Here is a 24,230-nt window from a genome sequence, read left to right as displayed (position 1 = left end):
GTATCGGCCTGGCTATGCTTATCTCCTCCGGCGAGCGTTGTCTGAGGGCAGGGGATGGCGAAACGCACCGCGATCATTGCCGGGGCTACCGGCCTCGTCGGCCGCGAGCTTTTGCGCGGCCTGCTCGCTGATCCCGCAGTGGATCATGTCCACGTCTTAGGCCGCCGCGCGCCTCCGGTGATTTCACCGAAGCTGACAGCCCATGTCGTCGACTTCGCCGCGCTGCCGCCTTTGTCTGCTGCCGATGAGCTGTATCTGGCGCTCGGCACGACCATCAAGGTCGCCGGCAGCCAGGCCGCCTTTCGTGCCGTCGATCACGACGCCAACCTCGCCGTCGCCAAGGCCGCGCTCGCGAGCGGCGTCAAACGCGTCGGCCTCGTCAGCGCGATGGGTGCCGACGCCAAGTCGCGCGTCTTCTACAGTCGGGTGAAGGGCGAGCTCGAAAACGATCTGGCTGCACTGCCGTTCACGGGGCTCGTAATCGCACGGCCATCGCTGCTGGTCGGCGCGCGGGCGGAACTGGGACAGCCGGCGAGGCCGGGCGAGGAATGGGGCAACAGGCTGAACCAGCTCATCGGCTTTCTCATTCCGCCGAACTACAAGCCGATCCCTGCCGCCGACGTTGCGCAGGCGCTCTTGTCCACGGTGCCTAGCGCTGCCGGCACCACGGTTCTTCCATCTGGCGCGATGCGTAGATAATCAGGCCGCGCCACCTTGCGGACCCGAATTGTCGTTTCCATTTATCAGAAATTCGAGGGTCGTGGCCCTGGCCGTAGTTTTACGGAGACGGCGGTCGAGCAGTGCTGGTTCGCCGAGTAAGCAGATCCGGTTGATTAACCTATGATATTCCGTGAGTTGAAGATTAGCTCGTGCTCGCTTTTAACACCTTAACCATATCTGCCTGCTACCACTGCGGTGAGAACAACGAGCTCGGGATCTCATGCGCAGACAGCTTCGAGATGTTTTTGTTGCGGGACTGATGACAGCGGCATTGCTCGGCCCGCATCCAGCGGCGGCCTCGCCCCGCATGGTCTCGCTGGTCTTCAACTCACAGCCGCAGAACCCGCAGCAGATCGGGTCGGACGAGTTCCGGACCAAGCTTCAGGCGCTGGCGGGCAAGAAGCTGGTCATCGACGAACGCGCCGGCAATTCGTTCGGCAGCGAGGCGGCCGTCCTGGCGGCGACCCGCACCGGAGCCGTGGACATCGCCGTCGTCTCCGGCGGCATCGCCAGCGCAGTCGTCCCCGAGCTTGGCGTGTTCGACATTCCCTTCCTGTTTCGCGACACCGCCCACGCCAAGGCCGTCGCCACGGGCCCCGTGGCAACCGCGATCGGAACGAAATTCGCCGACAAGGGGCTGGTATTGCTCGCTCTGGGCAAACAGGGCTTCCGCAACCTGACCAACTCGAAGCGCCCGGTGCGGACCGTCGACGACGTCAAGGGGCTGAAGATCCGCGTCATCCCCAATCCGGTCTATCAGATGACCTTCAAGGCGATGGGCGCCGAAGTTCTGCCGATGGACTTTCCATTGGTCTATGCCGCGCTCAAGGACGGTCGCCTCGACGGTCAGGAGAATCCGGTCGCGACCATCGCCGCCAACCGGTTCGAGGAAGTTCAGAAGTACCTCACTCTGACCGGCCATTTCTTCGCGCCGATCGCATTCGTCGCCAATCGCGCGACGTTCGAACAGCTCGATGCGAGCGAGCGCGACGCGCTGATCACGGCCGCCAAGGCCGCCGCAGAAGTGACGTGGCAGGCGCAGCTCGACGCCGAGAAGCTCGCCGACCTGCGCAAGGGCGGCATGGATGTGATCGAGACCTTCGATCGCAAGACCTTCGTCGATGCGGTCAAGCCGCTCGACCCCGAATTCGAGAAGCGCTTCGGCAAGGATCTGCTCGCCACCATCAGGTCCACGCCGTGAACGAGCCAGGAAACTCCATGAATCTCTCTTCGATGATGTCGTGGATCGGCGTCCGCCCGCGGATTTTCGGCGGCTTTGCGCTGATCCTGAGCTTTCTCGTGCTGCTCGGCGGCTTCGCCATGAGTCAGGTCGGACGCATCGGCGGCACCGTGGATGATCTCGTGGCCAGCGCCGCAGGCGATGCCGGCATGTCGCAGGTGCGCGCGGCGTTGCTCACGGCCAATGGCGCGGTGGAGAAGTTCATCCGCACCTGGAGCGTAGGTGACAAGGATGCAGCGGGCAAGGCGATTGATGCCGTCGGCGGACTTGCAGACGAGGTCGAGAAGCAGTCGGGCAAGCTGAAGGTGATCGCCGATGGTGTCGGCTCGGTCAGGAGCGCGCTCGCCGCCTATCGTTCATCGTTTGGCGCCGCCGCCGAGGCGGTTGACCGCCTGCGCGTCGCAACAAACAAGACCGAGGCGCTTGGCGCCGTCGCGGGAGTCAATGTCGGAGGCATCCAAGTCGCCCTCGCCAATCGCGCGGGTCGCGAGCCGCTGCTCAATCCGTTGCGTCTCGCCAGCACGGTGGATGCGGCGCGCGTGGCGGTCATGCGCTACACCAACTCACAATCTGCCAACGATGCCGAGGACGCACGGCTCACCTTCGTCTATGTGAAGCTTGCGCTCGCCGATTCCGAAGCTGAGCTCGCGGGCGTCGATGACGCCAAGCTGAAGGGCCTGATTGCTGCCCTCAAGGAGGCGGTGACTGCCGACGCAGCGGCGCTCGAAGACGTCATCAAGGTCACCGCTGACTTGCGCGCCAAACAGGCCGAGCTCGTCAAGGCGAGCGCGGCGATCGACGAGCAGGTGGGACGGATCAATCGACAGCTCGGCGCGGCTCGCGCCGAACAGGGCGCGAAGACCGGCGTGGCCGTTGCCGAAACGCGGCAGACGGTGATCGTCACGGCCACCGGCGCGGTCGTGCTCGGAGCAATCCTGGCGTGGCTGATCGGCGCCAGCGTCTCCTCGCCGATCCGCAGCATGACCGATCGCATGCAGTCGCTGGCAGCCGGCGAATTGGAGCAGCCGATCCCCGGCGGCGAGCGCCGTGACGAGATCGGACGGATGGCGCGTGCGGTGGAGATCTTCCGCGACAATGCGCTGGCCGTTCGCCGCATGGAGCAGGAGGCTGCCTCGCAACGTGAGGCCACGGAGGCCGAGCGCGCCCGCATGATGGCCGATCTCGCCGGGCGGTTCGAACAGGGCATGCAGGGCGTGATCACCGGTGTCGGCGGGCGCGCCTCCGACATGGGGCAGAGTGCGAGAGAGCTTGCGCAGATCGCCGAGCGCGGCCGCGGTCTCGCGGAAGCTGTCGCCAATCGGGCCGAGCAGGCCTCGGTGAACGTGCAGACCGTGGCGTCGGCGACGCAGGAACTCGCGGCTTCGATCCGCGAGATTTCCGGACAGGTGCAGCGTTCGGTAACCGTCTCGACGCGGGCAACGCATGAGACGCAGCGGACGTCCGAACTGATCAACGGGCTCTCGAGCGCGGCGGAGCGCATCGGCACCATCGTACAGCTCATCCAGGCGATCGCCAGCCAGACCAACCTGCTCGCGCTCAACGCGACCATCGAGGCGGCCCGTGCCGGCGAAGCAGGCCGGGGCTTTGCGATCGTTGCGAGCGAGGTCAAAAATCTCGCCTCGCAGACGGCGCAGGCGACCGAGCAGATCTCCAGCCAGATCGCGACCATTCAGGGTGCGACCGAGGAGACAGTCGGCGCGATCGCGCAGTTCGGGAGCACCGTGCGCGAGATCGCCGAAATCTCCAACGCGATCGCCGCCGCGGTCGAGCAGCAGGGCGCCGCGACCAGCGAGATCGCCCGCAATGTCGAGCAGGCGGCCAGCGGCACCGCGGCGGTCACGCAGGAGATCGGCGACGTGCGCACCGTGGCCGGGCAGACCGATGCGGGCGCGGAAGCCGCGCTGACGGCAGCCGCAGCGTTGCAGCAGCAGGCGGAGTCGCTGCGGAGCAATGTCGCGGACTTCCTGCAGACGATCCGCACGGCGGCCTGAGCGCCGACGAACGATGACGTTGGCAGGCCGATGTGCCGGTCCTGCTACGGGAGTTGACGATTGCGGAGCGCGACGGCAAGCATGATCCGATGATCGCTCCGCAGTTGCGCTCTCTCAGTCTCGCGGTCGACGGCGACAGCGCGGTCTCCGCGCTTTTCCTCGCTCCACAAGCGCCGCGCGCCTGTTTCGTCTTCGCGCACGGAGCCGGGGCCGGCATGACCCACGCCTTCATGGCGCAGGCAGCCGATGGCCTCGCCGCGCACGGCATCGCTACGTTGCGTTTTCAGTTCCCCTACATGGAGAACGGCAGCAGGCGGCCCGACCCGCCGGCGGTCGCCCACGCCGCCGTTCGCGCTGCAGTCGCCGAGGCGGCACGGCTCTGCCCGGGTCTGCCGCTGATTGCCGGCGGCAAATCCTTCGGCGCGCGGATGTCCTCGCAGGCGCAATCGGTGGAGCCGCTGCCGAAGGTGGTGGGTCTCGCCTTCCTCGGCTTCCCGCTCCATCCGGCCGGCAAACCGTCCATCGCCCGCGCCGATCACCTCGGCGGCGTCGACATCCCGATGCTGTTTCTGCAGGGCACGCGCGACAAGCTGGCGGAGATGCCCCTGCTCGAACCTGTCGTGAGGGGGCTTGGGCCGATTGCGACCTTGCATGTGATCGATCAGGCGGATCACGCCTTTCACGTGCCGGCGCGCTCCGGACGGAATGACCGGGACGTGATGGTCGAGCTGACACAGGCGTTCGCGACGTGGCTCGATGCGCTCGGGGGGCGCCGCGACTGACGCGCTGAATGGCGGCCACGAAGAAAAACTAAAGGAGAACAAAAAAAGAACATTCCAGCGATGTCGGTTCGTGCCGAGGATGGCTTGAAGGGCATCGAGACCTCACATGGCGCGTGCAAGAAACTGACGGTCGCGGCAAAAGACCGGACCTCTGACTGCAAAGGCGTCCTGCTCAATACGCGCTATGATGACGGCCGGACCGGCTATTACTTCGTGACGCTGGACGGCGCGATCATCACCTTCTCGAGCCCTGGCGAGGCCGCCCCGCGGACGGACGCGACGGCGCGCCTACCCGGTCGATATGATCATCTTCAAGGCCGAAGGCGACATTCGCAAGCTCGCCGCCAAGGGGGCGTGCCGCGCGACGCAGCCGTCTGGTGCTCTCTCCGGACTAAACTGCCGAGCGGAGAGCGAAGCCGGCCGCTTCGAAGGCGAATTTTCGGTCGCGACCAAGGCGCCCGGGCTGTAGGGAACGGCTCTTCCGCAAGATTTGGCGCGACATCAGGCCTGAAATATTGCAACAAGTCGGCGTCATCGTTGGGCTTGGTGCGCAGGTCGCCCGATCTTGGAGAGTTTGATGTTCCGATACCTCGGCTTCGTCCTGGGGCTGCTCTGCAGCCTCGTATCGATCAGCGCCGCGCTGGCCGACGACGCGAAGCTCCGGATCGGCGTTCTCCGGCTGTCGTCGTCAGCGCCCGTGTTCATCGCGCTCGACAAGGGCTACTTCCGTGACGCCGGGCTGGACGTCGAGCTGAAGTTCTTCGATGCAGCGCAACCGATCGCCGTGGCGACAGCCACCGGCGATGTCGATGTCGGGGTGACCGCGTTCACCGCGGGTCTCTACAATCTCGCCGGCAAAGGCGCCCTCAAGATCATTTCCGGCATGAGCCGCGACCGACCGGGCTATCCGCTGATCGGCTACTTCGCCAGCAACAAGGCTTACGACGCCGGTCTCAAGACGCCGAAGGACATCGCCGGCAAGCGCGTGGCCATGACGCAGGTCGGGTCGAGCTTCCACTACTCGGTGGGACTGCTCGCCGAGAAGTATGGCTTCAAGCTGTCCGATGTGAAGATCGTGCCGTTGCAGTCGATGTCCAACATGGCCGCCGCCATCAAGGGCGAGACGGTGGATGCGGCGCTGATGCCGGTGTCCGTCGCGCGCAAGCTGATGGAAGAGGGAGCGGTGAAGCATCTCGGCTGGGTCGGCGACGAGACGCCGTGGCAGGTCAGCGGCGTGTTCGCCGGACCGAAGACGCTGGCCAATGCGGCGCTTGTCGGCAAACTGCTGGCCTCGCTGCAGCGCGCCGAGCGCGAGTATCATGATGTCGTGCTGTCCACCGTGAAGGACGGCAATGCCGCGATCGACGAGAAGACCAGGCCGCTGCTCGAAATCATCGGCAAATACACCAACCTTCCGGTCGAGCAGGTGGTCGGCAATTGCGCCTATATCGACCCCGACGGCAAGCTCGACGTGAAGAACATCGATAGCCAGATCAAGTGGCTGCAAGGGCAGGGGTTCGCTGATCAGGGCTACGATGCAGCCGCGATCATCGCGAAGGAGTTCGTCAAGCCGGACTGATGGGAGGGGGAGAGAGCACAACCGCGGGATCACCGAGATGGACCTGATCGCCGACGCCATCAGTCATCGCTTCGATGCGCTCGAAGTGCTTGAGGACGTCTCCTTCACGGTCGGAGCCGGCGAAGTCGTCGCCATCGTGGGCCCTTCCGGCTGCGGCAAGAGCACGCTGCTTTCGATTCTCGGCGGCCTGCTGCAGCCCACCCGAGGGGAGGCGAAACTGCGTGGCGCTGCGCCAGCCGGCAGCCTCAATCCCCTGACCTTCGTGTTCCAGGATTTCGCCCTGCTGCCCTGGGCCAGCGTCGAAGACAATGTCGCTTTCCCGCTGCTGCATACGCCGCTCTCGGCAGCCCAGCGCGCTGCTGCCGTCGACGATGCGCTGCGGCGCACGGGCCTTGTCGACTTTCGCCATGTCTATCCCAAGCAGTTGTCGGGTGGCATGCGTCAGCGCGTCGGCATCGCCAGGGCACTGGCGGTTCGTCCGGCGATCCTGCTGATGGACGAGCCGTTGTCCGCGCTGGATTCGCAGACACGCGAGCTCCTGATGGAGGACTTCGTCGATCTCCTGGCCGACGGAGCCATGGGCGCGGTCTACGTGACCCATAACCTCGAAGAGGCCGTGCGGCTCGCCGATCGCATCGTCGTGCTGTCACGACGCCCTGGCCGGATCCGCAAGGTGGTGAGCGTCCCGGCGACGCGGCAGAGCCGCGGCGATGCCGCGACGCGCGCGCAATTGCTGGAGCTGCAGAACGAATTGTGGGCGCTCATCAGGACCGAGGCGATCGACGCCGAGCGCGAGGTTCAGAATGCTTGAGCGCTCCCCGGCAGACCGGTCCGAGATCGTCGGCACGCAACCGACCCGCAAGGTCCCGTTTCGCGGCGGCGGCTTCACGCCGGCCGCGAGCCGCTGGGCCGGGTGGCTGGCGCTCGCCGCGGCGCTTGGCGTCTGGCAGGCGGTCGGCAGTCTGGCGCTGGTCAATCCGTTGTTCCTGCCGACGCCGCTGACGATCCTGCGCGCGCTGGTCCGTCTCGCCGAGAGTGGCGCCCTGTGGCAGCACGTCTCGGCGTCGTTCGTGCGCATCGTGACGGGGTGGGCGCTCGGCACGGCCTCCGGCATCGTCATTGGCTTTGCCATTGGCCTGTGGCGAATCGCGCGCAGCATCGGAATCACCTTCGTGTCGGCGCTGTTCCCGATCCCGAAGATCGCCGTGCTGCCGCTCTTGATCCTCTGGCTCGGCATTGGCGAGCAGCCGAAGATCGCGACCATCGCGCTCGGCGTTTTCTTCTCGACCACAATCTCGGTCTATAGCGGCGTCGATGCGGTGCCGCGCAATCTGATCCGGATGGCGCAGAGCTTCGACGTGCCGTTCCCGACCATCGTGCGCAAGGTGATCTGGCCCGGTGCGCTGCCGTCGATCCTGGCGGGCTTTCGCATCACCGCATCGGTGGCGCTGATGCTGGTGGTCTCGGCGGAGATGATCGGCGCCGAGACTGGCATCGGCACCTTCGTGCTGCAGGCCGGCAATCTGATGCAGACCGATCAGCTGATGGCGGGGATTCTCATCCTGTCGCTGTTCGGCCTCGCCGTCGGCAAGTTGATCAGCTTGCTCGAGGCGCGCCTGCTGCACTGGCGCTGAGCGCCTCAGGCGTTGCCGCGATCCTCGCGGAACAGATCGAGCTTCTCCTGCACGGGCCGGTCGGAGAATGAGAACAGTACGGCATCCTCGTCCGCCTCGTGGCTGACCCATTGCCAGCTCGGCACGACGAACAGATCGCGCGGTCCCCATTCGAAGGTCTGGTCACCGATGCGGCTGCGGCCCCTGCCCTCGATCGCCGTGAAGACGGTGGCATCCGTCGAGCGATAGCGCGCCGTCTTGAAAGACTTCGGCAGCAGCTGGATGAAGGTGCCGATGGTCGGCATCGCGAAGTCGCCGGTCTCCGGGTTGGAGAACTTCAGCTTCAGCCCATGACACGCGTCCCATTCCTCGCTGCGCTTGGCATTTTCCAGCGCTTCACGCGTGTAGGCGTAGGGATAGTTGAAGATCGGCGAGGTCCGCGATTTGCGCTTGGCGTCCACCGGCAGCAGATTGTGCCCGTAGCGCGCAAAGCTGTCGCCCGCGGGACGCGCGACCTTCTGCTGATCCTCCTGGGCGCCTTGTGCGAACGAGGCGTCGAGGAACTGCACCAGAGGAATGTCGAGGCCGTCGAGCCAGAACATCGGCTCCGAGGTTTCGTTGCCGTGGTCGTGCCAGGTCATCGACGGCGTGATGATGAAGTCGCCCGGCTCCATCAAGGTGCGCTCGCCGTCGACGGTCGTGAACGCGCCCTTGCCTTCCAGCACGAAGCGCAGTGCCGACTGGCTGTGGCGGTGGGCCGGCGCGACGTCGCCGGGGATGACCATCTGGATGCCGGCATAGAGCGAGGTCGTCACCTTCGACTGTCCGCGCAAACCCGGGTTCTCCAGGATCAGCACGCGACGCTCGGCCTCCTTGGCGGTGATCAGGCGTCCGGCCTCGATCATGTAGTCGCGAATTGCGGCGAATTGCCAGAGGTGCGGCCGGCAGGCGCTCTTCGGTTCGGGCGTGATGAGATCGCTCATCACGGTCCACAGCGCCGTCATGTTCTCGCCGTCGATCTTCTTGTAGAACGCCTCGCGTTCCGGCGTCGAAACCGCGGCCATGAGCGTCTCCCGTGAGCATGTGTCATTGTTGATTGACAGTATACTGCCAATTTGACTACCGTCAAACTCAATCAAGGCGACAATTCGGGAGGAGTGTCATGATGAAGCTGCACGGCTATTTTCGCAGCAGCGCGTCCTATCGCGTCAGGATCGCACTGAATCTCAAGGGGCTCACGGCTGAGCACCTGCCGCACCATCTCCGCAAGGGCGAGCAGCGCGCGCCCGCTTTTCTCGCCATCAATCCTCAGGGACTCGTGCCGGCTCTTGAGGATGACGGCGGCATCGTTCTGATCCAGTCGCTCGCGATCATCGAGTGGCTCGACGAGCTCCATCCGGAGCCGCCGCTGCTGCCCAGCGATCCCCTGCGCCGGGCGCAGGTCCGTGCCTTTGCGCAGGTGCTCGCCTGCGACACCCACCCGGTCCAGAACCTGAAGGTGCTGGCGCGTCTGCGCGAGCTCGGCCTGCCCGAGGACAAGGTCACGGCCTGGGCCGGCTGGGCCAACCGTGAGGGGCTCGCGGCCTGTGAGGCGCTGGTCAAGCATGAGCCGGGCCCGTTCTGCTTCGGCGCCACGCCGACTCTTGCCGATCTCTGCCTGGTGCCGCAGCTGGGCAATGCGCGGCGTTTCGGCGTCGACGTCGCAGCGTTCCCGCGCCTGCTGCAGGCCGAGGCGGCAGCCAAGGCGATGCCGGCGTTTGCGGATGCCGCGCCGGAGCGTCAGCCCGATGCCGAGTAGACCGCCCGACATCACGATGGACGCGGTCTACACCAAGCCCGGCTATCTGTTCCGGCGCATGCAGCAGATCGCGGTGTCCATCTTCGTCGAAGAGTGCCGGGAGTTCGATCTGACGCCGGTGCAATATGCGGCGCTGGTCGCGATCCAGACTCATCCCGGCATCGACGCCACCCGCCTGTCGGCCGTGATCGCGTTCGATCGGTCGACGCTCGGCAGCGTCATCGAGCGGCTGGAGGCCAAGGGCCATATCGAGCGCAAGCCGTCGCTGGAGGACAAGCGCGTCAAGCTGCTCTATCTGACCAAGGCCGGAGCGGCGCTGCTGCGCGCCATCATGCCATCGGTCGACCGCGCGCAGGCGCGCATGCTGGCGCCGCTGAAGCCGGCTGACCGCAAAATGCTGATGCTGTTGCTGTCGCAACTCGTCGACCTCAACAATGAGGTTTCGCGCGTGCCGCTGCGCGCCGAGGATGCGTTGGAGCATCTCGGCAAAGCCGGCTGAGCGCGAGGTGCCATCGAGCGCCGTGCGGACGCGACGCATTCATAGCCGCATCACCGCCTGACGGTCGATCTTGCCGGTGCCGGTCTTGGGCAGTTCGTCGATGAACACGATCTCGCGCGGATATTTGTACGGCAGCAGCTTCGTCTTGACGTAGTCCTGCAACGCCTTGGTCGTCGCCTGCGCGTCGCGGGCTTCGCCGTTGGTCACGACCACCGCCTTCAGGCTCATCCGCCGATCCGGCAGCTCATGGGCGAACACCGCGCATTCCCTGATGTCCGGATGTTCGGCGAGGCAGAGCTCGACCTCCAGCGGATAGACCCATTGTCCGGAGATCTTGACCAGATCGTCGGCGCGGCCGCGGAAGAAATGGAAACCCTCGGCGTCGCGGACGAAGCGGTCGCCGGTGTAGATCCAGCCGCCATCGCGGATCGTCTCCGCGGTCTTGTCGGGCCTGTTCCAGTACAACGGCGTGTTGGAGTCGCCACGGACCCAGAGGATGCCTTCCTCGCCGGTTGCGACCTCGCGTCCGTCACTGTCGCGCAGCGCGATTTCGTAGCCGGGCACGCGCAGGCCGGCGGCGCCGAGCTTCTTCCGGTCCTCGCGATTGGAGAGATAGACGTGCAGCACCTCGGTCGAGCCGAGGCCTTCGACGATCTCGAGGCCCGTAAGGCTCTTCCAGCCGTTGAACACCTCCGACGACAACACCTCGGCCGCGGACACCGCGAGGCGCAGGGACGAGAAATCGGTCTGCCCGGCGCCGTCGGCCTTCGTCAGTGCGGTGTAGAGCGTCGGCAGGCCGAAGAACACGGTCGGACGGAAGCGGCTGATCGCGTCGAAGATCGCGGCCGGCTTTGGCTGGCCCGGCAGCAGCAAGGTAGAGGCGCCGACCGAGAACGGGAAGGTGATCGCATTGCCGAAGCCATAGGCGAAGAAGATCTTCGGCACCGAGAAGCAGATGTCGTCGGACTTCAGGCGCAGCACGTTCTTCGCGAAGGCCTGCTCGCTATAGGCCATGTCGTGCTGCAGATGAACGATGCCCTTGGGGCGGCCGGTCGAGCCGGACGAGTACATCCAGAACGCCATCTCGTTGCGGTGGGTGTCCACCTCCGCGAGCTGATCGGGAAAGCCCGGGAGCCAGCGATCGGCCGGGACCGTCGAGGCTGCCGACGTCGCCGTCGGCTCGCCATTGACCACGATCAGTGTCTGCAACGCCGTGGCCGCGCAGGCCTGCGCATCGAACCGCCCGGCGAACTCGGCGTCCGCGACGGCTACCTTGGCGCCGGAGTCCGCGAGATAGAACTGCAGCAGGTCCGGCGGGGTCAGCGTGTTGATCAGCAGCGGCACGAAGCCCGCGCGCACCGCGCCGAAGAACGCGGCCGGATAGGCCGGCGTGTCGTCGAGGAACAGCAGCACGCGGTCGCCGCGGGTGAGGCCAAGCGACGCAAAGCCGTTGCCCCAGCGGCAGGCGTCGCTGCACAGTTCGGCATAGCTGCGTCCGCCCGCGGGACCGATCAGTGCGGGCTTGTTCGCGTTGCCGCGCGCGAGGTTGTCGAACAGGATGCGGCTCGCGTTATAGCGCTCGGGAATCGCGAAGCCGATTTCGCGGGCGCCGGCGCTGTCGTGCGGGACCTGATCGGTCATGTCAGTCGTCATGCCGGCGCTCCCACATTGCGAGAGGCCTCGTAGCGCGCCATGAACTGAGGCGCCATTGCGCGCAGCCTGCTGTCGTCGATGCGGCCCGAGCGCGTGATGTAGCTGTAGGCAAAATCCATCAGATCCGCCTGCATGTGCGCCGGGAACTTCTCATACCAGTCGGCGCTGGTGCGGGCGGCCGTCACCAGCTTCTTCACGATCGGCTGACGCTCAGCCTGATAGCGAGCAAGTCCGTCGGAGAGGTTGGCTTCCGCGTCGAGCGCCTTGGCCAGCGCGATCGCATCTTCGATCGCAAGCCGCGTGCCCGAGCCGATCGAGAAATGCGCCGTATGCAGCGCGTCACCGATCAGCACCATGTTCCGGTGCCACCAATGCTCGTTCCACACCCATGGAAAGTTGCGCCACACCGAGCGGTTGGAGACCAGGGAATGGCCACCCAGCGTGTCGGCAAACACCTGCTCGCAGATGCGCCGGGATTCGTCGACCGACATCTCGGCGAAGCCGTAGGCGTGCCAGGTCGCGCGATCGCACTCGACCAGGAACGTGCTCATGTCGGGCGCGTAGCGGTAGTGATGCGCGTTGAAGGTGCCGCGCTCCGTGGCGACGAAGGTCTGCGACAGCGTCGGGAAGGTCTTTGACGTTCCGTACCAGGCGAATTTGTTGCTGGAGTAGGAGACCGAGAAGCCGAAATCGCCCTCGAAGCTGCGCCGGACCAGCGAATTCAGCCCATCCGCCGCGACGATGAGATCGTAGCCGGCGAGCTGATCCAGCGACTGGATGGTCGTGCCGTAGCGGGCGACGACGCCGACGCTTTCGGCGCGCGACTGCAACAGTTTCAGCAGCTCGAGCCGGCCGATCGCGGAGAAGCCGACGCCGTCGATCTCGACGCTCTCGCCGCGCAGGTTGAGCGTGATGTTGCGCCAGCTCTCCATCTGCGGTGCGATCGCGTCGACGGTGTCGGGATCGTCCGCGCGCAGGAATTCCAGGGCCTGGTCGGAGAACACGACGCCGAAGCCCCAGGTCGCGCCGGCCGGGTTCTGCTCGAACAGATCGACCACGGCGGTGGGATGCCGCTTCTTCCAGAGATAGGCGAAATACAGCCCGCCAGGGCCGCCGCCGAGCACGGCGATACGCAAGGACGCTCTCCCAAATTGACAGTATACTGTTTATTTTGGGTCGGAGACTAATCCGTCATTCTCATCGACGCTAGAGAAATCTTATTGCGGGATCTCGGGCGAACCGGCTGCCGATCCTGAGGGGCGGCATCCGAAGATCGCGTCGAGTGCGGCGAAGGTTGCCTCTTCGACCAACTCGGGCGCGTAGTCGCCGAGCGCTTCCATCTTCACGCCCGAATTGATTTCGAGCACCTGCCATTGCCCGTCGGCCATGACCACATCGACCGAGGCATAGCGGATGTCGAGGGCGCGCGCGGCATCGCGCGCCAGTGCCGTGCAGGTCTCGCGCAGCGGGCCTTCGGTCAGCAGCACCGGCTGGGCTCCGAATTCGAGGTTGTGTCGCCAGCTCAGCAGGCGCTGCTCGCCTTGCGGGATGATCGCTTGCAGCGTCGATGCGTCGAACTCCACCGCCAGACGCCGCAGCAGGCGTGATTGCTGTTCGACTGGCACCGCCTGGAGCGCAAGGTCGCGCAGCGAATGAAGTCCGTCGCCGGTCACGACGGGCCGCAGCTTGCGATAGACGATCAGCGGCGCGCCATCGAGCATGATGACGCGGACTTCGTCGGCGATCTCCAGCAGCGGTGCAATCGCCGCGCTGGCGCCGGTCTCGAAGATCTGAGTGAGCGCATCCTTGAGCTCGGCCGAGGTACGGACGCGCGTCACGGCGCGGCCCGACGTCCCCTCGTTCGGCTTGACGACGAGGCCGGTGGGATGCGTTTCGATCAGTTCCAGCATCGTTGTCCAGGCCGGCGCGCTGACGCCGGTCACCGTCGGTGCGAGGAACAGCGCGTGCGGGACGGCGGGAACCCCCGAGGTCGTCAGCAGGGCGGACGTGGCGGCCTTGTCGCACGCAATTCTGTGCGCCACCGCACTGTTCAGGCCGAGGTCATAGCCGAAGATCAGGTGACGTTCGCGGCCGTTCCCGAGCACCAGCAGCCAGCCGTCCTCCCGGACGTCGAGCGCGATCCTCCGCTCCTTGCAATAGCGGGTGACGGCGGCGCGCTGGCGGTGGGGATGGTTAATCATTGCTCAAGGATTGGGCCGGAGATGCGGAATTAAAGTGCTGGAAAGTCACAATCCCGGCAAGTAAATTGCGCATATCGTTTGTGTACGAATGAATGGCTGATCGAGGCAATCCGGGACGGGCCGGCATGCGTTTGATCGTGATCAATGGTGCAGTCATGCGGGTTGATTATTCGCTGTTTTCACGTACATCAGGCGCCGAAAACCGCTGGATCTATAGGGTTTTTGCGGGTCTGCCTCGTTACGACTTGTTTCTTCCAACTTCAGCCCACGTGAAAAAACAAACGACATGAGCGCGTTCTATAAAGAGAAAGTTCTTTCCGTTCACCACTGGACGGACACGTTGTTCTCCTTCCGGGCGACCCGTGACGCGGGCTTCCGCTTCCAGAATGGCCAGTTCGCGATGATCGGCCTCGAGGTCGAGGGCCGCCCCCTGTTGCGCGCCTACAGCATGGCGAGCGCCAATCACGAGGAGGAGCTCGAGTTCTTCAGCATCAAGGTGCAGGACGGTCCGCTGACCTCCCGGCTGCAGAAGATCAAGGAAGGCGACACCATCCTGGTCGGCCGCAAGGCGACGGGCACGCTGATCCCCGACAACCTGCTGCCCGGCAGCCGGCTGCTGCTGCTGTCGACCGGCACCGGTCTCGCCCCGTTCGCCAGCCTGATCAAGGACCCCGACGTCTACGATCGCTTCGAGAGCATCGTGCTGGTGCATGGCTGCCGCCAGGTGGCCGAGCTGGCTTATGGCGAAAGTGTGGTTGCCAAGCTGCGCGAGGACGAGGTGTTCGGCGAGCTGCTGGAAGGCAAGCTGCACTACTATCCGACCGTCACCCGCGAGCCCTTCCGCAACCGCGGCCGCATCACCGACCTGATCTCCTCGGAGCAGCTGTTCAACGATCTCGGCCAGCATGCCCTGGATATCGCCAAGGACCGCGTCATGATGTGCGGCAGCCCGGCGATGCTGGAAGAGCTCAAGACCATGTTCGAGTCGCGCGGCTTCCTCGAAGGCAGCGGCAACGAGCCCGGCCATTTCGTGATCGAGAAGGCCTTCGTCGAGCGCTGAGCCTCTCGCGCCGCCGTTTCCGACAAATTCCAAAGAGCGCCTCGACGCAATCGGGGCGCTCTTTTCGTTGGCAATATCCTCCTTGCACGTCGCGAAGCGGCCGTGCGATTTTCGACGCCAGGACCGGACCTGCAGACGTCCGGCGACAGGGAGGGGACATGGATGCCTGGACGGCGCCATCCCCGCGACGATGAGGGGAATGGCCATGGATTCGATCGTTCGGCGGCAGACGCTCGGTGACCTCCTGCGGCGGAGCGCGGCGCGTACGCCGGGCAAGACGGCGGTCATCTGCGGCGAGACCAGCTGGACCTATGCCGAGTTCAATGCGGTGGTCGATCGCCTTGCCGCGGGCCTGGCGAGCCGTGGCGTCGGAAAGGGCGAGCGCGTCGCCATCCTCGCCCGCAATTCGCATGCCTTCGCCGCCCTGCGCTTCGCGCTGGCGCGGCTCGGGGCGGTGCTGGTGCCGATCAATTTCATGCTGAAGCCGGAGGAGGTCGCCTACATCCTCAAGCATGCCGGCGCGCGGCTGCTGGCCACCGACAGCGGCTTTGCCGGCGTGGCGCGCGCTGCCAAGGCGCTGGCGCCGGCGGTCGAGCAGATGATCTGGCTGCCGTCGGAAGCGCCCAGCGAACGGCAAGCCGACATGATCGATTTTGCTGAGCTGGCATCGTCTACGTCGGCCGCCCCGATTGTCGAGATCGCGGGCAGCGATGTCGCGCAGATCGTCTACACATCTGGCACGGAGTCGCTGCCGAAAGGCGCGATGCTGACCCACGACGCGGTCATCTGGCAGTATGTGAGCTGCATCGTGGATGCCGGCATCGCGGCCGACGATGTCACGCTGCATGCGCTGCCGCTGTATCACTGCGCGCAGCTCGACGTGTTCTTCGGTCCCTCAATCTACGTCGGGGCCACCAACATCATCACGGCGTTTCCGACACCCGACAATCTGCTGCCGCTGATCGCGAAGCATCGCATCAGCTCGTTCTTCGCGCCGCCGACGGTGTGGATCTCGATCCTGCGTTCGCCGCTGTTCGAGACCACGGATGTCTCGACCCTGTGCAAGGGCTATTACGGCGCTTCGATCATGCCGGTCGAGGTGCTGCGCGAGCTGGCGCAGCGGCTGCCGAAGGTGCGGCTGTGGAATCTCTACGGGCAGACCGAGATCGCGCCGCTGGCGACGATGCTCGGGCCTGAGGATCAATTGCGCAAGCCGGGCTCGTGCGGACGCGCCGTGCTGAACGTCGAGACCCGCGTGGTCGATGATGACATGAACGATGTCGCCCCGGGCGAGGTCGGCGAGGTTGTGCACCGCTCGCCACATCTGATGCTTGGCTACTTCCACGATGACGAGCGCACCACTGCTGCCTTCCAGGGCGGCTGGTTTCACTCCGGCGATCTCGCGACCATCGACGACGAAGGCTACATCACCATCGTCGACCGCAAGAAGGACATGATCAAGACCGGCGGCGAGAACGTCGCCAGCCGCGAGGTCGAGGAGGCGCTGTACCAGATTCCGGAGGTGTCGGAGGTCGCCGTGGTCGGCCTGCCGCATCCGCGCTGGGTCGAGGCCGTGGTGGCGATGGTCGTCGTGAAGTCCGGCTGCGAGCTGACCGAGGAGGCGCTGCTCAAGCAGGCCTCCAGCCGGCTGGCCTCGTTCAAGACGCCGAAGCGCGTGGTGTTCGTCGATGCACTGCCGAAGAACCCCAGCGGCAAGCTGCTCAAGCGACAGTTGCGCGAAGCGCATTCCAGCCTGTTTTCTGAAGGGTAAGGCACGGCGGGGCCGCCTGGTCAATTACTCTTCCGGACAGGTCTGCTACTCTTCCGGACAGATCGGGGCGGCCGGTCGATCCACCAGGATCGGGCCTTCGCGGTCGCGCACTCGCTCCATCGACACCGTGACATCCCGGTCGATAGCCCCAGGCTATCGACGACGTGAAACCTCGGATAGTCAATCGCGCGCGCTTGTGTAACGATTGTTTCGCGATGCGCGTAGTATGGTCATCGCCGATTGTCCACGATCCGCCCGGGGCCCTCCATGGATACGCTGCTGCTTCCGTTCTCGCCGCGCTACATCGTGCTGACGATCTGCGCCTCGGCGACCGCTCTGCTGCTCATCCTCGGGATCTACGATCGCAAGATCTTCGATCTCGTTCTCATTCCGTTGCTGATCTTCGGGGCGCTGACCGCGCTCGGTATCCGCGACTTGCTGCAGAGCAGCCACGCCGTCCTCCGCAACTATCCGATTTCGGCGCATCTGCGCTTCATCCTCGAAGAGATCCGGCCGGAGATGCGGCAGTATTTCTTCGAGAGCGAGAAGGACGGCATGCCGTTCTCGCGCGACACCCGCGCGGTGGTCTATCAGCGCGCCAAGATGGTGCTCGACAAGCGCCCGTTCGGCACCCAGGAGGACGTCTACCGCGAGGGCTATGAGTGGATGCACCATTCGGTGTCGCCCAAGCCGCATGCGGAGGAGAAATTCCGGATAGAGATCGGCGGGCCGGATTGCACCAGGCCGTACTCGGCCTCGGTGTTCAACATCTCCGCCATGAGCTTCGGCGCACTGAGCCCCAACGCGGTCCGGGCGCTGAACGCCGGCGCCAAGCGCGGTGGCTTTGCCCACGACACCGGCGAAGGCGGCTTCAGCCCGTACCACGCCGAAATGGGCGGCGACATCATCTGGGAGATCGGCTCCGGCTATTTCGGCTGCCGGCACCGCGACGGCAGCTTCGATCCTGACGCGTTCGCCCGCGTTGCTGCGACCGAGCAGATCAAGATGGTCGAGCTCAAGGTGAGCCAGGGCGCCAAGCCCGGTCATGGCGGCGTGCTGCCGGCGGCGAAAGTGTCGGAAGAGATCTCGAAGATCCGCGGCGTCGCGATGGGCGAGGACTGCATCTCGCCGCCGGCGCATCGCGCGTTCTCGACGCCGATCGGCATGATGCAGTTCATCGGCGAGATGCGGCGGCTGTCGGGCGGCAAGCCGGCGGGCTTCAAGCTGTGCATCGGCCATCCCTGGGAGTTTCTGGCGATCTGCAAGGCGATGCTGGAAACTGGCATCTATCCCGACTTCATCGTGGTCGACGGCAATGAGGGCGGCACCGGGGCCGCACCGCTGGAGTTCATGGACCACCTGGGCATGCCGATGCGCGAGGGCGTCAACTTCGTTCACAATGCGCTGGTCGGGATGAACATCCGCGATCGCGTCAAGATCGGCGCCTCCGGCAAGATCGCGACTGCCTTCGACATGGCGCGGGCGATGTCGATCGGGGCTGACTGGTGCAATTCCGCGCGCGGCTTCATGTTCGCGCTTGGCTGCATCCAGTCCCTGAGCTGCCACACCGACAAATGCCCGACTGGCGTCGCGACGCAGGATCCCACGCGCGCCCGCGCGCTGGTCGTGCCGGACAAGATCCAGCGTGTCTACAACTATCACCACGCGACGCTGCACGCGCTCGCCGAGCTGCTCGCGGCGGCCGGGTTGGAGCATCCGCAGGACCTGCGGCCGATCCACTTCTCGCAGCGGACGTCAACGACGGAGGTCTCGTCGTTTGCAAAACTCTATCCGTCGCTGCGGCCGGGCGAATTGATTGAAGGTACGCAGGATATCCGCTTCAAGGATGCCTGGGCGATGGCCCGGCCGGACACGTTCGCGGCGGCGTGAGATAGTTCCGCCGTTTTAACTGAGACGGAACTCAGCGTCCCCACCCTCGGTGTCATCCCCGCGCAGGCGGGGATCCATAACCACAGGGTCTGGTTCGTGGCACGAAGGTTCAACTGGCCGCGTGCCTCGAGCGAGATCACGCGGTATGGGTCCCGGGTCGGCGCCCACTGACGCGTTGCGTCAGCGGGCTTGCCCGGGACGACGGCGGGGGGTGGGGCAGGCGGTCAGCGCCTCAATGCGGATTTTCCAGGCTGAACGTTTCCGACTGCTCGTCGTAGGAGAACAGCTCGGCGTAGCGGCCCCAGGAGACGATGGTCTGCAGGGTCTCGTCGGCATATTGCTCGGACATGTAGTCCTCGAGCTCGATGCGGAATCGCGCAGCGGGCGCGGCGTGCGAGGGGCGGTCATCGAGCACGCGGCGGATCAAGCCCATCAGCGGCACGTTCTCCATCAGATGCGCGGCGAACAGCTTCTTGCGGTCGTCGGTCTCGAGGTCGGCGAAGCGCCGGCCGGCGTCGGTCAGGGTCAGGTCGCCTTCGCTGAGATGGGCGAAGCGTAGCAGTTGCAGCGCCTCGGCCAAGGGGAAGATCTCGTCGACTTCGAGCTGCAGATGACCCGCGAGCACCGGCAGATCGGCGTGCCCCTTGTACGGCGCGCCGGCGAGCGCCTCGATCAGGCCGGAGATCGAGTTCGAGGAGACGTGGCTCAGCACCATGCCGACCCCGGCGCTCGCGGTGCTCGGCAGCTTCGGTTCGGGCCGCTGCGTCATGCGCGCATAAAGGCTGTCGACGAGCTGGCGAAACGCCGGATCGAGCCGGTTGCGCGGATGGGCTAAGTCGATCCTGAACTCGGCGGCGACGCGGCCCGGATTGGACGAGAACACCAGCACGCGGTCGCACATCAGCACCGCCTCCTCGATATTGTGCGTCACCATCAGCACCGATTTGATCGGCAGCCGTCCGTCGGTCCAGAGATCGACGAGGTCGGTGCGCAAGGTCTCCGCGGTCAGCACGTCGAGGGCCGAGAATGGCTCGTCCATCAGCAAGAGGTCGGGATGCACCACAAGCGCGCGGGCGAAGCCGACGCGCTGGCGCATGCCGCCGGACAGCTCCTTCGGAAACGCGGATTCGAAGCCGTCGAGACCGATCAGGTCGATCGCCGCCAGCGCACGCTTGCGCCGCTCGGCGCTGTCGATGCCGAGCGCTTCCAGGCCGAGCTCGACGTTCTGCAGCACCGTCAGCCAGGGAAACAGTGCGAACGACTGGAACACCATGGCGACGCCGCGCGGGGGGCCGGCGATGATCTCGCCGCGGCACTTCGCCTCGCCTGACGAGGGCGACACCAGGCCCGCGATGATCCGCAGCAAGGTCGACTTGCCTGAGCCGGAGCGGCCGAGCAGGCCGACGATCTCGCCGGCGCGGATGGTGAGGTCGACCTTCTCGAGCACGACGAGATCCTCGCCGCTGCCCTTCGGGAACGTCCGGCTGACGCTCTTGATCTCGATCAGCGAGCTGTCCTTGACCTGGTCGCGCATGATGATCTCTCCCGGTCAGCCGAGCCGCAGCCGGCGTTCGCCGAAGGCATAGAGCGGCCGCCACAGCAGCCGGTTGAACAGAGTGACGAGAATGCACATCACGGCAATGCCGAGCACGACGCGCGGGAAATCGCCGCGCTCGGTCGCCCCAGCGATATAGGCGCCAAGACCTGACGCGGTGAGATGCGTGTCGCCCCAGCTCGCGACCTCGGCCACGATCGCAGCGTTCCAGGAGCCGCCGGACGCGGTGATCGCGCCGGTGATGTAATAGGGGAAGACGCCGGGCAGCACGACCTTGAACCACCAGCGCCAGCCGGTGAGATGCAGGCTTGCGGCGGCTTCGCGCAGGTCGCTCGGGAAGGCGCTGGCGCCGGCGATGACGTTGAACAGGATGTACCACTGCGTCCCCAGGATCATCAGCGGGCTCAGCCAGACATTGGCGTCGAGGCCGTAGCGCACGATCAGCACGACGAAGACGGGGAAGGCGAGGTTGGCCGGGAAGGCCGCGAGGAATTGCGCCAGCGGCTGGATGCGCTCGGCCAACTTCGGCCGCAGCCCGATCCAGACGCCAACGGGGACCCAGATCAGCGAGGCCAGCGCGATCAGCACGGCGACACGGACCAGCGTGATCAGGCCGTAGCCGATCGCGGCGAAGACATCCGCCGGCGCCAGGGTGGCCGACAGATAGAGATAGGTTTTCCAGCCGGCATAGGCGCAGCCGAGAACGACCGCGGCGAGCCACAGCCCGTCGACGAGCTGCGACGGCGGCGCATGGCGCGCCGGACCGCTCCAGGCTTTCGGCCAGTTGATCCGCAGGTTGGAGAACGTGCGGTTGATCGCCGCGAACGGGATCGACAGCGAGCGCAGCGCGCGGGTGCGGCGGAACAGGTCGAGCATCCATGAACCAGGCGGATTACCTGACGCCGTCTGCTCGAAGCGGAATTTGTCGGCCCAGGCGACGATCGGGCGAAACAGCAACTGGTCATAGGCGGTGATCACCAGCAGCATGGTCAGCAGCGCGGCGCCGATCGCGGCGAGATCCTTGTGCTGGATCGCGAGCGCGACATAGGAGCCGATGCCGGGCAGGGTGACGGTGGTGTTGCCGACGGTGATCGCCTCGGACGCGACGACGAAGAACCAGCCGCCGGACATCGACATCATCGCATTCCAGATCAGGCCGGGCATCGCATAGGGCACGTCGAGCCGCCAGAAGCGCTGCCAGCCGGAGAGGTGGAAGCTGCGCGTCGCCTCCTCGAGATCTTTCGGCACGTTGCGCATCGACTGGTACATGCTGAAGGTCATGTTCCAGGCCTGGCTGGTGAAGATCGCGAACACGCAGGCGAGCTCGGCGCCGAGCACCTTGCCCGGGAACAGGTTCATGAAGAACACGACCGTGAAGGTCAGGAAGCCGAGGATCGGCACCGACTGCAGGATGTCGAGCAGCGGGATCAGCACGATCTCGGCGCGGCGGCTCTTGGCCGCGAGCGCCGCATAGACGAAGGTGAAGACGAGCGAGCAGATGATCGCGAGCAGCATGCGCAACGTCGTGCGCAGCGCGTAGAGCGGCAGGTTGGCCGGATCGAGCGACACCGGGGCGGTGTCGAGCGCCGACAGCGGCAGCGTGGTCTGCTCGCCGCCATAGACGATCAGAACCATCGCCCCGACCACGATGATCAGCGCGACCACGTCCCAGATGTTGGGGCGCACGGCCTCGCGCAGCACGGCCGTCCTGATGTCGTGGAGCTGCATCGGCGTGTCTCGTCTCGTCGGCCGCAGACAGTGGCTGCAGACGTCTTCGGTCGTGGCGCTCGGGGTGGCTCGCGCCGACGCTGCGGCCGGGCGAAGCGGCACCCTAGGTGCGCTGTGTGATGGTTTGATTTCAAGCGGCGGGGGCCGGTGATCCCCGGCTCCGTGACCGGCCTATCAAAGGATACGCCGCGCGGGTCTTCACGTTCCCGCGACAACGTGCGTGTGGGCCTTCGTCGCAAGCCGCAACGACGGTCAGCGCCTCCCCCGCTTGCGGGGGAGGTCGTATCGCATCGCCAGATGCGATACGGGTGGGGGAATGCTCCGGAAAGACTGCCGCGGGGGCTGCCCCACTCCGGCCCTCCCCCGCACGCGGGAGAGGGGGCGCACCGTCGGTGCCGCGACAGCTTGCGCTTCAACTACCCTACGTTCGGCTCGCCGCCCTCGGGCGCGAGCTTCGTGGCCAGGATCTTATCGATGCGGCGGCCGTCGAGGTCGACGATTTCGAAGCGCCAGCCTTGCAGCTCGAAACTCTGGCCGACCTCGGGCACGCTGCCGAAATGCTGCAGCACGAGACCGGCGACGGTGTGGTAGCCGCGATGCGGCGGGACTTCGATGGCGAGCACGTCGGCGAACTCGTCGAGCGGCATCCAGCCCGACACCAGCAGCGAGCCGTCGTCGCGGCGGACGCAGGCGGGCTCGGGCGGGCCTTCCTCGGACGAGAAGGCGCCGACGATCGATTCCAGAATGTCGGCCGCGGTCACGACGCCTTCGAACGCGCCGTATTCGTCGTGCACCAGACCCATATGCACGGGCGCCACTTTGAGGATCGCAATCACGTCGCGGGCGTCGACCGTCGACGGAATGATAGGCACCTCGCGCACCAGGCTGCGCAGGTCCGGCGTCTCGTCGCGCAGATAGGCGACCAGCAGATCCTTCGCCTGCAGCACGCCGATCGGACGGTCGCGCTCGCCGTCCGACACCGGCAGGCGCGAATGCGGGCTCTTGGCGAGCAGCTCCCGGATCACCTTGGGATCGTCGTTGAGATCGACCACGTCCACCTCGGGCCGCGGCGTCATGATCGCGCCGACCGGGCGGTCGCCGAGCCGCATCACGCCGGCTATCATTTCCTTCTCGCCCGGCTCGAGCACCCCCGCAGTCTCGGCCTCGCGCACGAGATGGTGGATCTCTTCTTCCGACACTTTCTCCTCTGCGTCCCCGGAGCGGCCGAGCAGCGCCAGGATCAGCTTGCCGGAGACGTCCAGCAGCACGACCAAGGGCAGCGATACTTTCGCGAGCACTTGCATGGCCGGCGCGACGCGCACGGCGATCGCTTCGGGATCGCGCAGCGCGAGCTGTTTCGGTACCAGCTCGCCGACGATCAGGGTCGCATAGGTGATGATGCTGACCACGAGACCAACGCCGACGATGTCGGCGATCGAGGCGCTCATCCCGAGCTCCAGCAGCGTCTGGGTCAGGCGCTGGCCGAGCGTGGCGCCGGAGAAGGCGCCGGAGAGCACGCCGACCAGGGTGATGCCGATCTGCACCGTCGACAGGAAGCGGCCGGGATCGGAGGCCAGCGTCAGCGCCCGGCGAGCGCCGGACACGCCTTTCTCGGCCAGCAGCGCCAGCCGGGCGGGCCGCGATGACACGATGGCGAGCTCCGACATCGACAACAGCCCGTTGACGACGATGAGGACGACGATGATGGCGAGTTCGGCGGAAAGCATTGCGACCTGATGTGGCGCCCGGATGGGCGGGAATGGACACAGGTCCTAGCATATGGGGATGGCAGCCGCCCATTGCTGCGTTGCGGTAGGTGCATGGAGGGATGCGCGCAGGCGGCGGCTCAGTTTGGCGCACCCGCCGGAGCTCAGCCCTCCGCCGTCGTCCCGGCCTCGAGCCGGGACCCATAGCCACCAGCCTGGATGAGCCAGGCAATTGGCGACGGCGTTTCCTCGATAGCGTCCGCGGTATCGGTCCCGGCTCAAGGCCGGGACGCCACCGCCTTTGACGAGGCGTCGCTGGCTCCACCTCGTCATTGCGAGCGCAGCGGTAACTACCCAGGTCGCCGCTCTGTCAAGCAAGGCGGATTGTATGGATGAGCTGTGTTGGGCATAGGGTCAATGTTT

At 65.7% G+C, this 24,230-nt stretch carries 21 protein-coding genes; 14 read left to right on the top strand and 7 right to left on the bottom strand.

Going from position 1 to position 24,230, the window contains the following annotated elements; genetic code table 11:
* Positions 1 to 54 precede the first annotated feature (54 nt).
* From ACQR1L_RS31685 to ACQR1L_RS31650, 8 genes are all read left to right on the top strand, one after another.
* Positions 55 to 699 carry a nucleoside-diphosphate sugar epimerase gene (locus ACQR1L_RS31685; protein WP_434861838.1) on the top strand — a complete coding sequence of 215 codons (645 nt, stop codon included), beginning with the start codon at positions 55 to 57 and terminating at the stop codon, positions 697 to 699.
* 241 nt (positions 700 to 940) lie between these two features.
* A complete protein-coding gene (locus tag ACQR1L_RS31680; protein ID WP_434861837.1) occupies positions 941 to 1,921 on the top strand; it encodes a TRAP transporter substrate-binding protein in 981 nt (326 codons plus the stop codon).
* A 35-nt stretch (positions 1,922 to 1,956) separates the two neighbouring features.
* On the top strand, positions 1,957 to 3,972 hold the full coding sequence (locus tag ACQR1L_RS31675; protein WP_434861891.1) for a methyl-accepting chemotaxis protein: 2,016 nt from the start codon (positions 1,957 to 1,959) through the stop codon (positions 3,970 to 3,972).
* An 89-nt stretch (positions 3,973 to 4,061) separates the two neighbouring features.
* Positions 4,062 to 4,754 (top strand): alpha/beta hydrolase family protein, encoded by a 693-nt coding sequence (locus ACQR1L_RS31670; protein ID WP_434861890.1) that lies wholly within the window; start codon positions 4,062 to 4,064, stop codon positions 4,752 to 4,754.
* 301 nt (positions 4,755 to 5,055) lie between these two features.
* Positions 5,056 to 5,223 carry a hypothetical protein gene (locus ACQR1L_RS31665; RefSeq protein ID WP_434861836.1) on the top strand — a complete coding sequence of 56 codons (168 nt, stop codon included), beginning with the start codon at positions 5,056 to 5,058 and terminating at the stop codon, positions 5,221 to 5,223.
* A 108-nt stretch (positions 5,224 to 5,331) separates the two neighbouring features.
* Positions 5,332 to 6,333 carry an ABC transporter substrate-binding protein gene (locus ACQR1L_RS31660; RefSeq protein ID WP_434861835.1) on the top strand — a complete coding sequence of 334 codons (1,002 nt, stop codon included), beginning with the start codon at positions 5,332 to 5,334 and terminating at the stop codon, positions 6,331 to 6,333.
* Positions 6,334 to 6,370: 37 nt separating this feature from the next.
* A complete protein-coding gene (locus ACQR1L_RS31655) occupies positions 6,371 to 7,144 on the top strand; it encodes an ABC transporter ATP-binding protein (RefSeq protein WP_434861834.1) in 774 nt (257 codons plus the stop codon).
* On the top strand, positions 7,137 to 7,967 hold the full coding sequence (locus ACQR1L_RS31650; protein WP_434861833.1) for an ABC transporter permease: 831 nt from the start codon (positions 7,137 to 7,139) through the stop codon (positions 7,965 to 7,967). The genes ACQR1L_RS31655 and ACQR1L_RS31650 overlap by 8 nt, the downstream gene beginning before the upstream one ends.
* A 5-nt stretch (positions 7,968 to 7,972) precedes the next feature.
* Here ACQR1L_RS31650 and gtdA read toward each other — a convergent pair whose 3' ends face one another.
* A complete protein-coding gene (gene gtdA, locus ACQR1L_RS31645; RefSeq protein ID WP_434861832.1) occupies positions 7,973 to 9,010 on the bottom strand; it encodes a gentisate 1,2-dioxygenase in 1,038 nt (345 codons plus the stop codon).
* Positions 9,011 to 9,111: 101 nt separating this feature from the next.
* On the opposite strand from gtdA, the gene maiA reads away from it, so the two are divergent.
* Together maiA and ACQR1L_RS31635 are read left to right on the top strand one after the other, a co-directional pair.
* The gene (maiA, locus tag ACQR1L_RS31640) at positions 9,112 to 9,744 is read left to right on the top strand and encodes a maleylacetoacetate isomerase (protein WP_434861889.1); all 633 of its coding nucleotides are present in this window, start codon (positions 9,112 to 9,114) and stop codon (positions 9,742 to 9,744) included.
* On the top strand, positions 9,734 to 10,243 hold the full coding sequence (locus tag ACQR1L_RS31635) for a MarR family winged helix-turn-helix transcriptional regulator (RefSeq protein WP_434861831.1): 510 nt from the start codon (positions 9,734 to 9,736) through the stop codon (positions 10,241 to 10,243). The genes maiA and ACQR1L_RS31635 overlap by 11 nt, the downstream gene beginning before the upstream one ends.
* Positions 10,244 to 10,282: 39 nt before the next feature.
* Here the strand turns inward: ACQR1L_RS31635 and ACQR1L_RS31630 are convergent, their stop codons facing one another.
* From ACQR1L_RS31630 to ACQR1L_RS31620, 3 genes are all read right to left on the bottom strand, one after another.
* Complete coding sequence (locus ACQR1L_RS31630; RefSeq protein WP_434861830.1) at positions 10,283 to 11,896, bottom strand: benzoate-CoA ligase family protein; 1,614 nt, start codon at positions 11,894 to 11,896, stop codon at positions 10,283 to 10,285.
* The gene (locus tag ACQR1L_RS31625) at positions 11,893 to 13,032 is read right to left on the bottom strand and encodes an FAD-dependent monooxygenase (RefSeq protein WP_434861829.1); all 1,140 of its coding nucleotides are present in this window, start codon (positions 13,030 to 13,032) and stop codon (positions 11,893 to 11,895) included. Before ACQR1L_RS31625 ends, ACQR1L_RS31630 begins: the two co-directional genes overlap by 4 nt.
* Before the next feature lie 81 nt (positions 13,033 to 13,113).
* Positions 13,114 to 14,097, bottom strand: coding sequence for an ATP-grasp domain-containing protein (locus tag ACQR1L_RS31620; protein WP_434861828.1), 984 nt, complete (start codon positions 14,095 to 14,097; stop codon positions 13,114 to 13,116).
* Between the two features lie 125 nt (positions 14,098 to 14,222).
* Between ACQR1L_RS31620 and ACQR1L_RS31615 the strand changes: the two genes are divergently transcribed.
* From ACQR1L_RS31615 to ACQR1L_RS31600, 4 genes are all read left to right on the top strand, one after another.
* On the top strand, positions 14,223 to 14,387 hold the full coding sequence (locus ACQR1L_RS31615; protein ID WP_434861827.1) for a hypothetical protein: 165 nt from the start codon (positions 14,223 to 14,225) through the stop codon (positions 14,385 to 14,387).
* Positions 14,384 to 15,157: a ferredoxin--NADP reductase gene (locus ACQR1L_RS31610; protein ID WP_434861826.1), complete on the top strand. Its 774-nt coding sequence runs from the start codon at positions 14,384 to 14,386 to the stop codon at positions 15,155 to 15,157. Before ACQR1L_RS31615 ends, ACQR1L_RS31610 begins: the two co-directional genes overlap by 4 nt.
* A 205-nt stretch (positions 15,158 to 15,362) precedes the next feature.
* A complete protein-coding gene (locus ACQR1L_RS31605) occupies positions 15,363 to 16,928 on the top strand; it encodes an acyl-CoA synthetase (protein ID WP_434861825.1) in 1,566 nt (521 codons plus the stop codon).
* A 267-nt stretch (positions 16,929 to 17,195) separates the two neighbouring features.
* Positions 17,196 to 18,818 (top strand): FMN-binding glutamate synthase family protein, encoded by a 1,623-nt coding sequence (locus tag ACQR1L_RS31600; RefSeq protein WP_434861824.1) that lies wholly within the window; start codon positions 17,196 to 17,198, stop codon positions 18,816 to 18,818.
* 232 nt (positions 18,819 to 19,050) lie between these two features.
* Here the strand turns inward: ACQR1L_RS31600 and ACQR1L_RS31595 are convergent, their stop codons facing one another.
* The 3 genes from ACQR1L_RS31595 to ACQR1L_RS31585 form a co-directional block, all read right to left on the bottom strand.
* Positions 19,051 to 20,352, bottom strand: coding sequence for an ABC transporter ATP-binding protein (locus tag ACQR1L_RS31595; RefSeq protein ID WP_434861823.1), 1,302 nt, complete (start codon positions 20,350 to 20,352; stop codon positions 19,051 to 19,053).
* Between the two features lie 15 nt (positions 20,353 to 20,367).
* Positions 20,368 to 22,101 carry an ABC transporter permease gene (locus ACQR1L_RS31590; RefSeq protein WP_434861822.1) on the bottom strand — a complete coding sequence of 578 codons (1,734 nt, stop codon included), beginning with the start codon at positions 22,099 to 22,101 and terminating at the stop codon, positions 20,368 to 20,370.
* A gap of 416 nt (positions 22,102 to 22,517) precedes the next feature.
* The gene (locus tag ACQR1L_RS31585) at positions 22,518 to 23,828 is read right to left on the bottom strand and encodes a hemolysin family protein (RefSeq protein ID WP_434861821.1); all 1,311 of its coding nucleotides are present in this window, start codon (positions 23,826 to 23,828) and stop codon (positions 22,518 to 22,520) included.
* Between the last annotated feature and the right edge of the window lie 402 nt (positions 23,829 to 24,230).

The organism is Bradyrhizobium sp. HKCCYLR20261, from assembly GCF_051168435.1.
Classification (GTDB): domain Bacteria; phylum Pseudomonadota; class Alphaproteobacteria; order Rhizobiales; family Xanthobacteraceae; genus Bradyrhizobium.
This window is presented reverse-complemented; position numbering and strand designations above follow the sequence as displayed.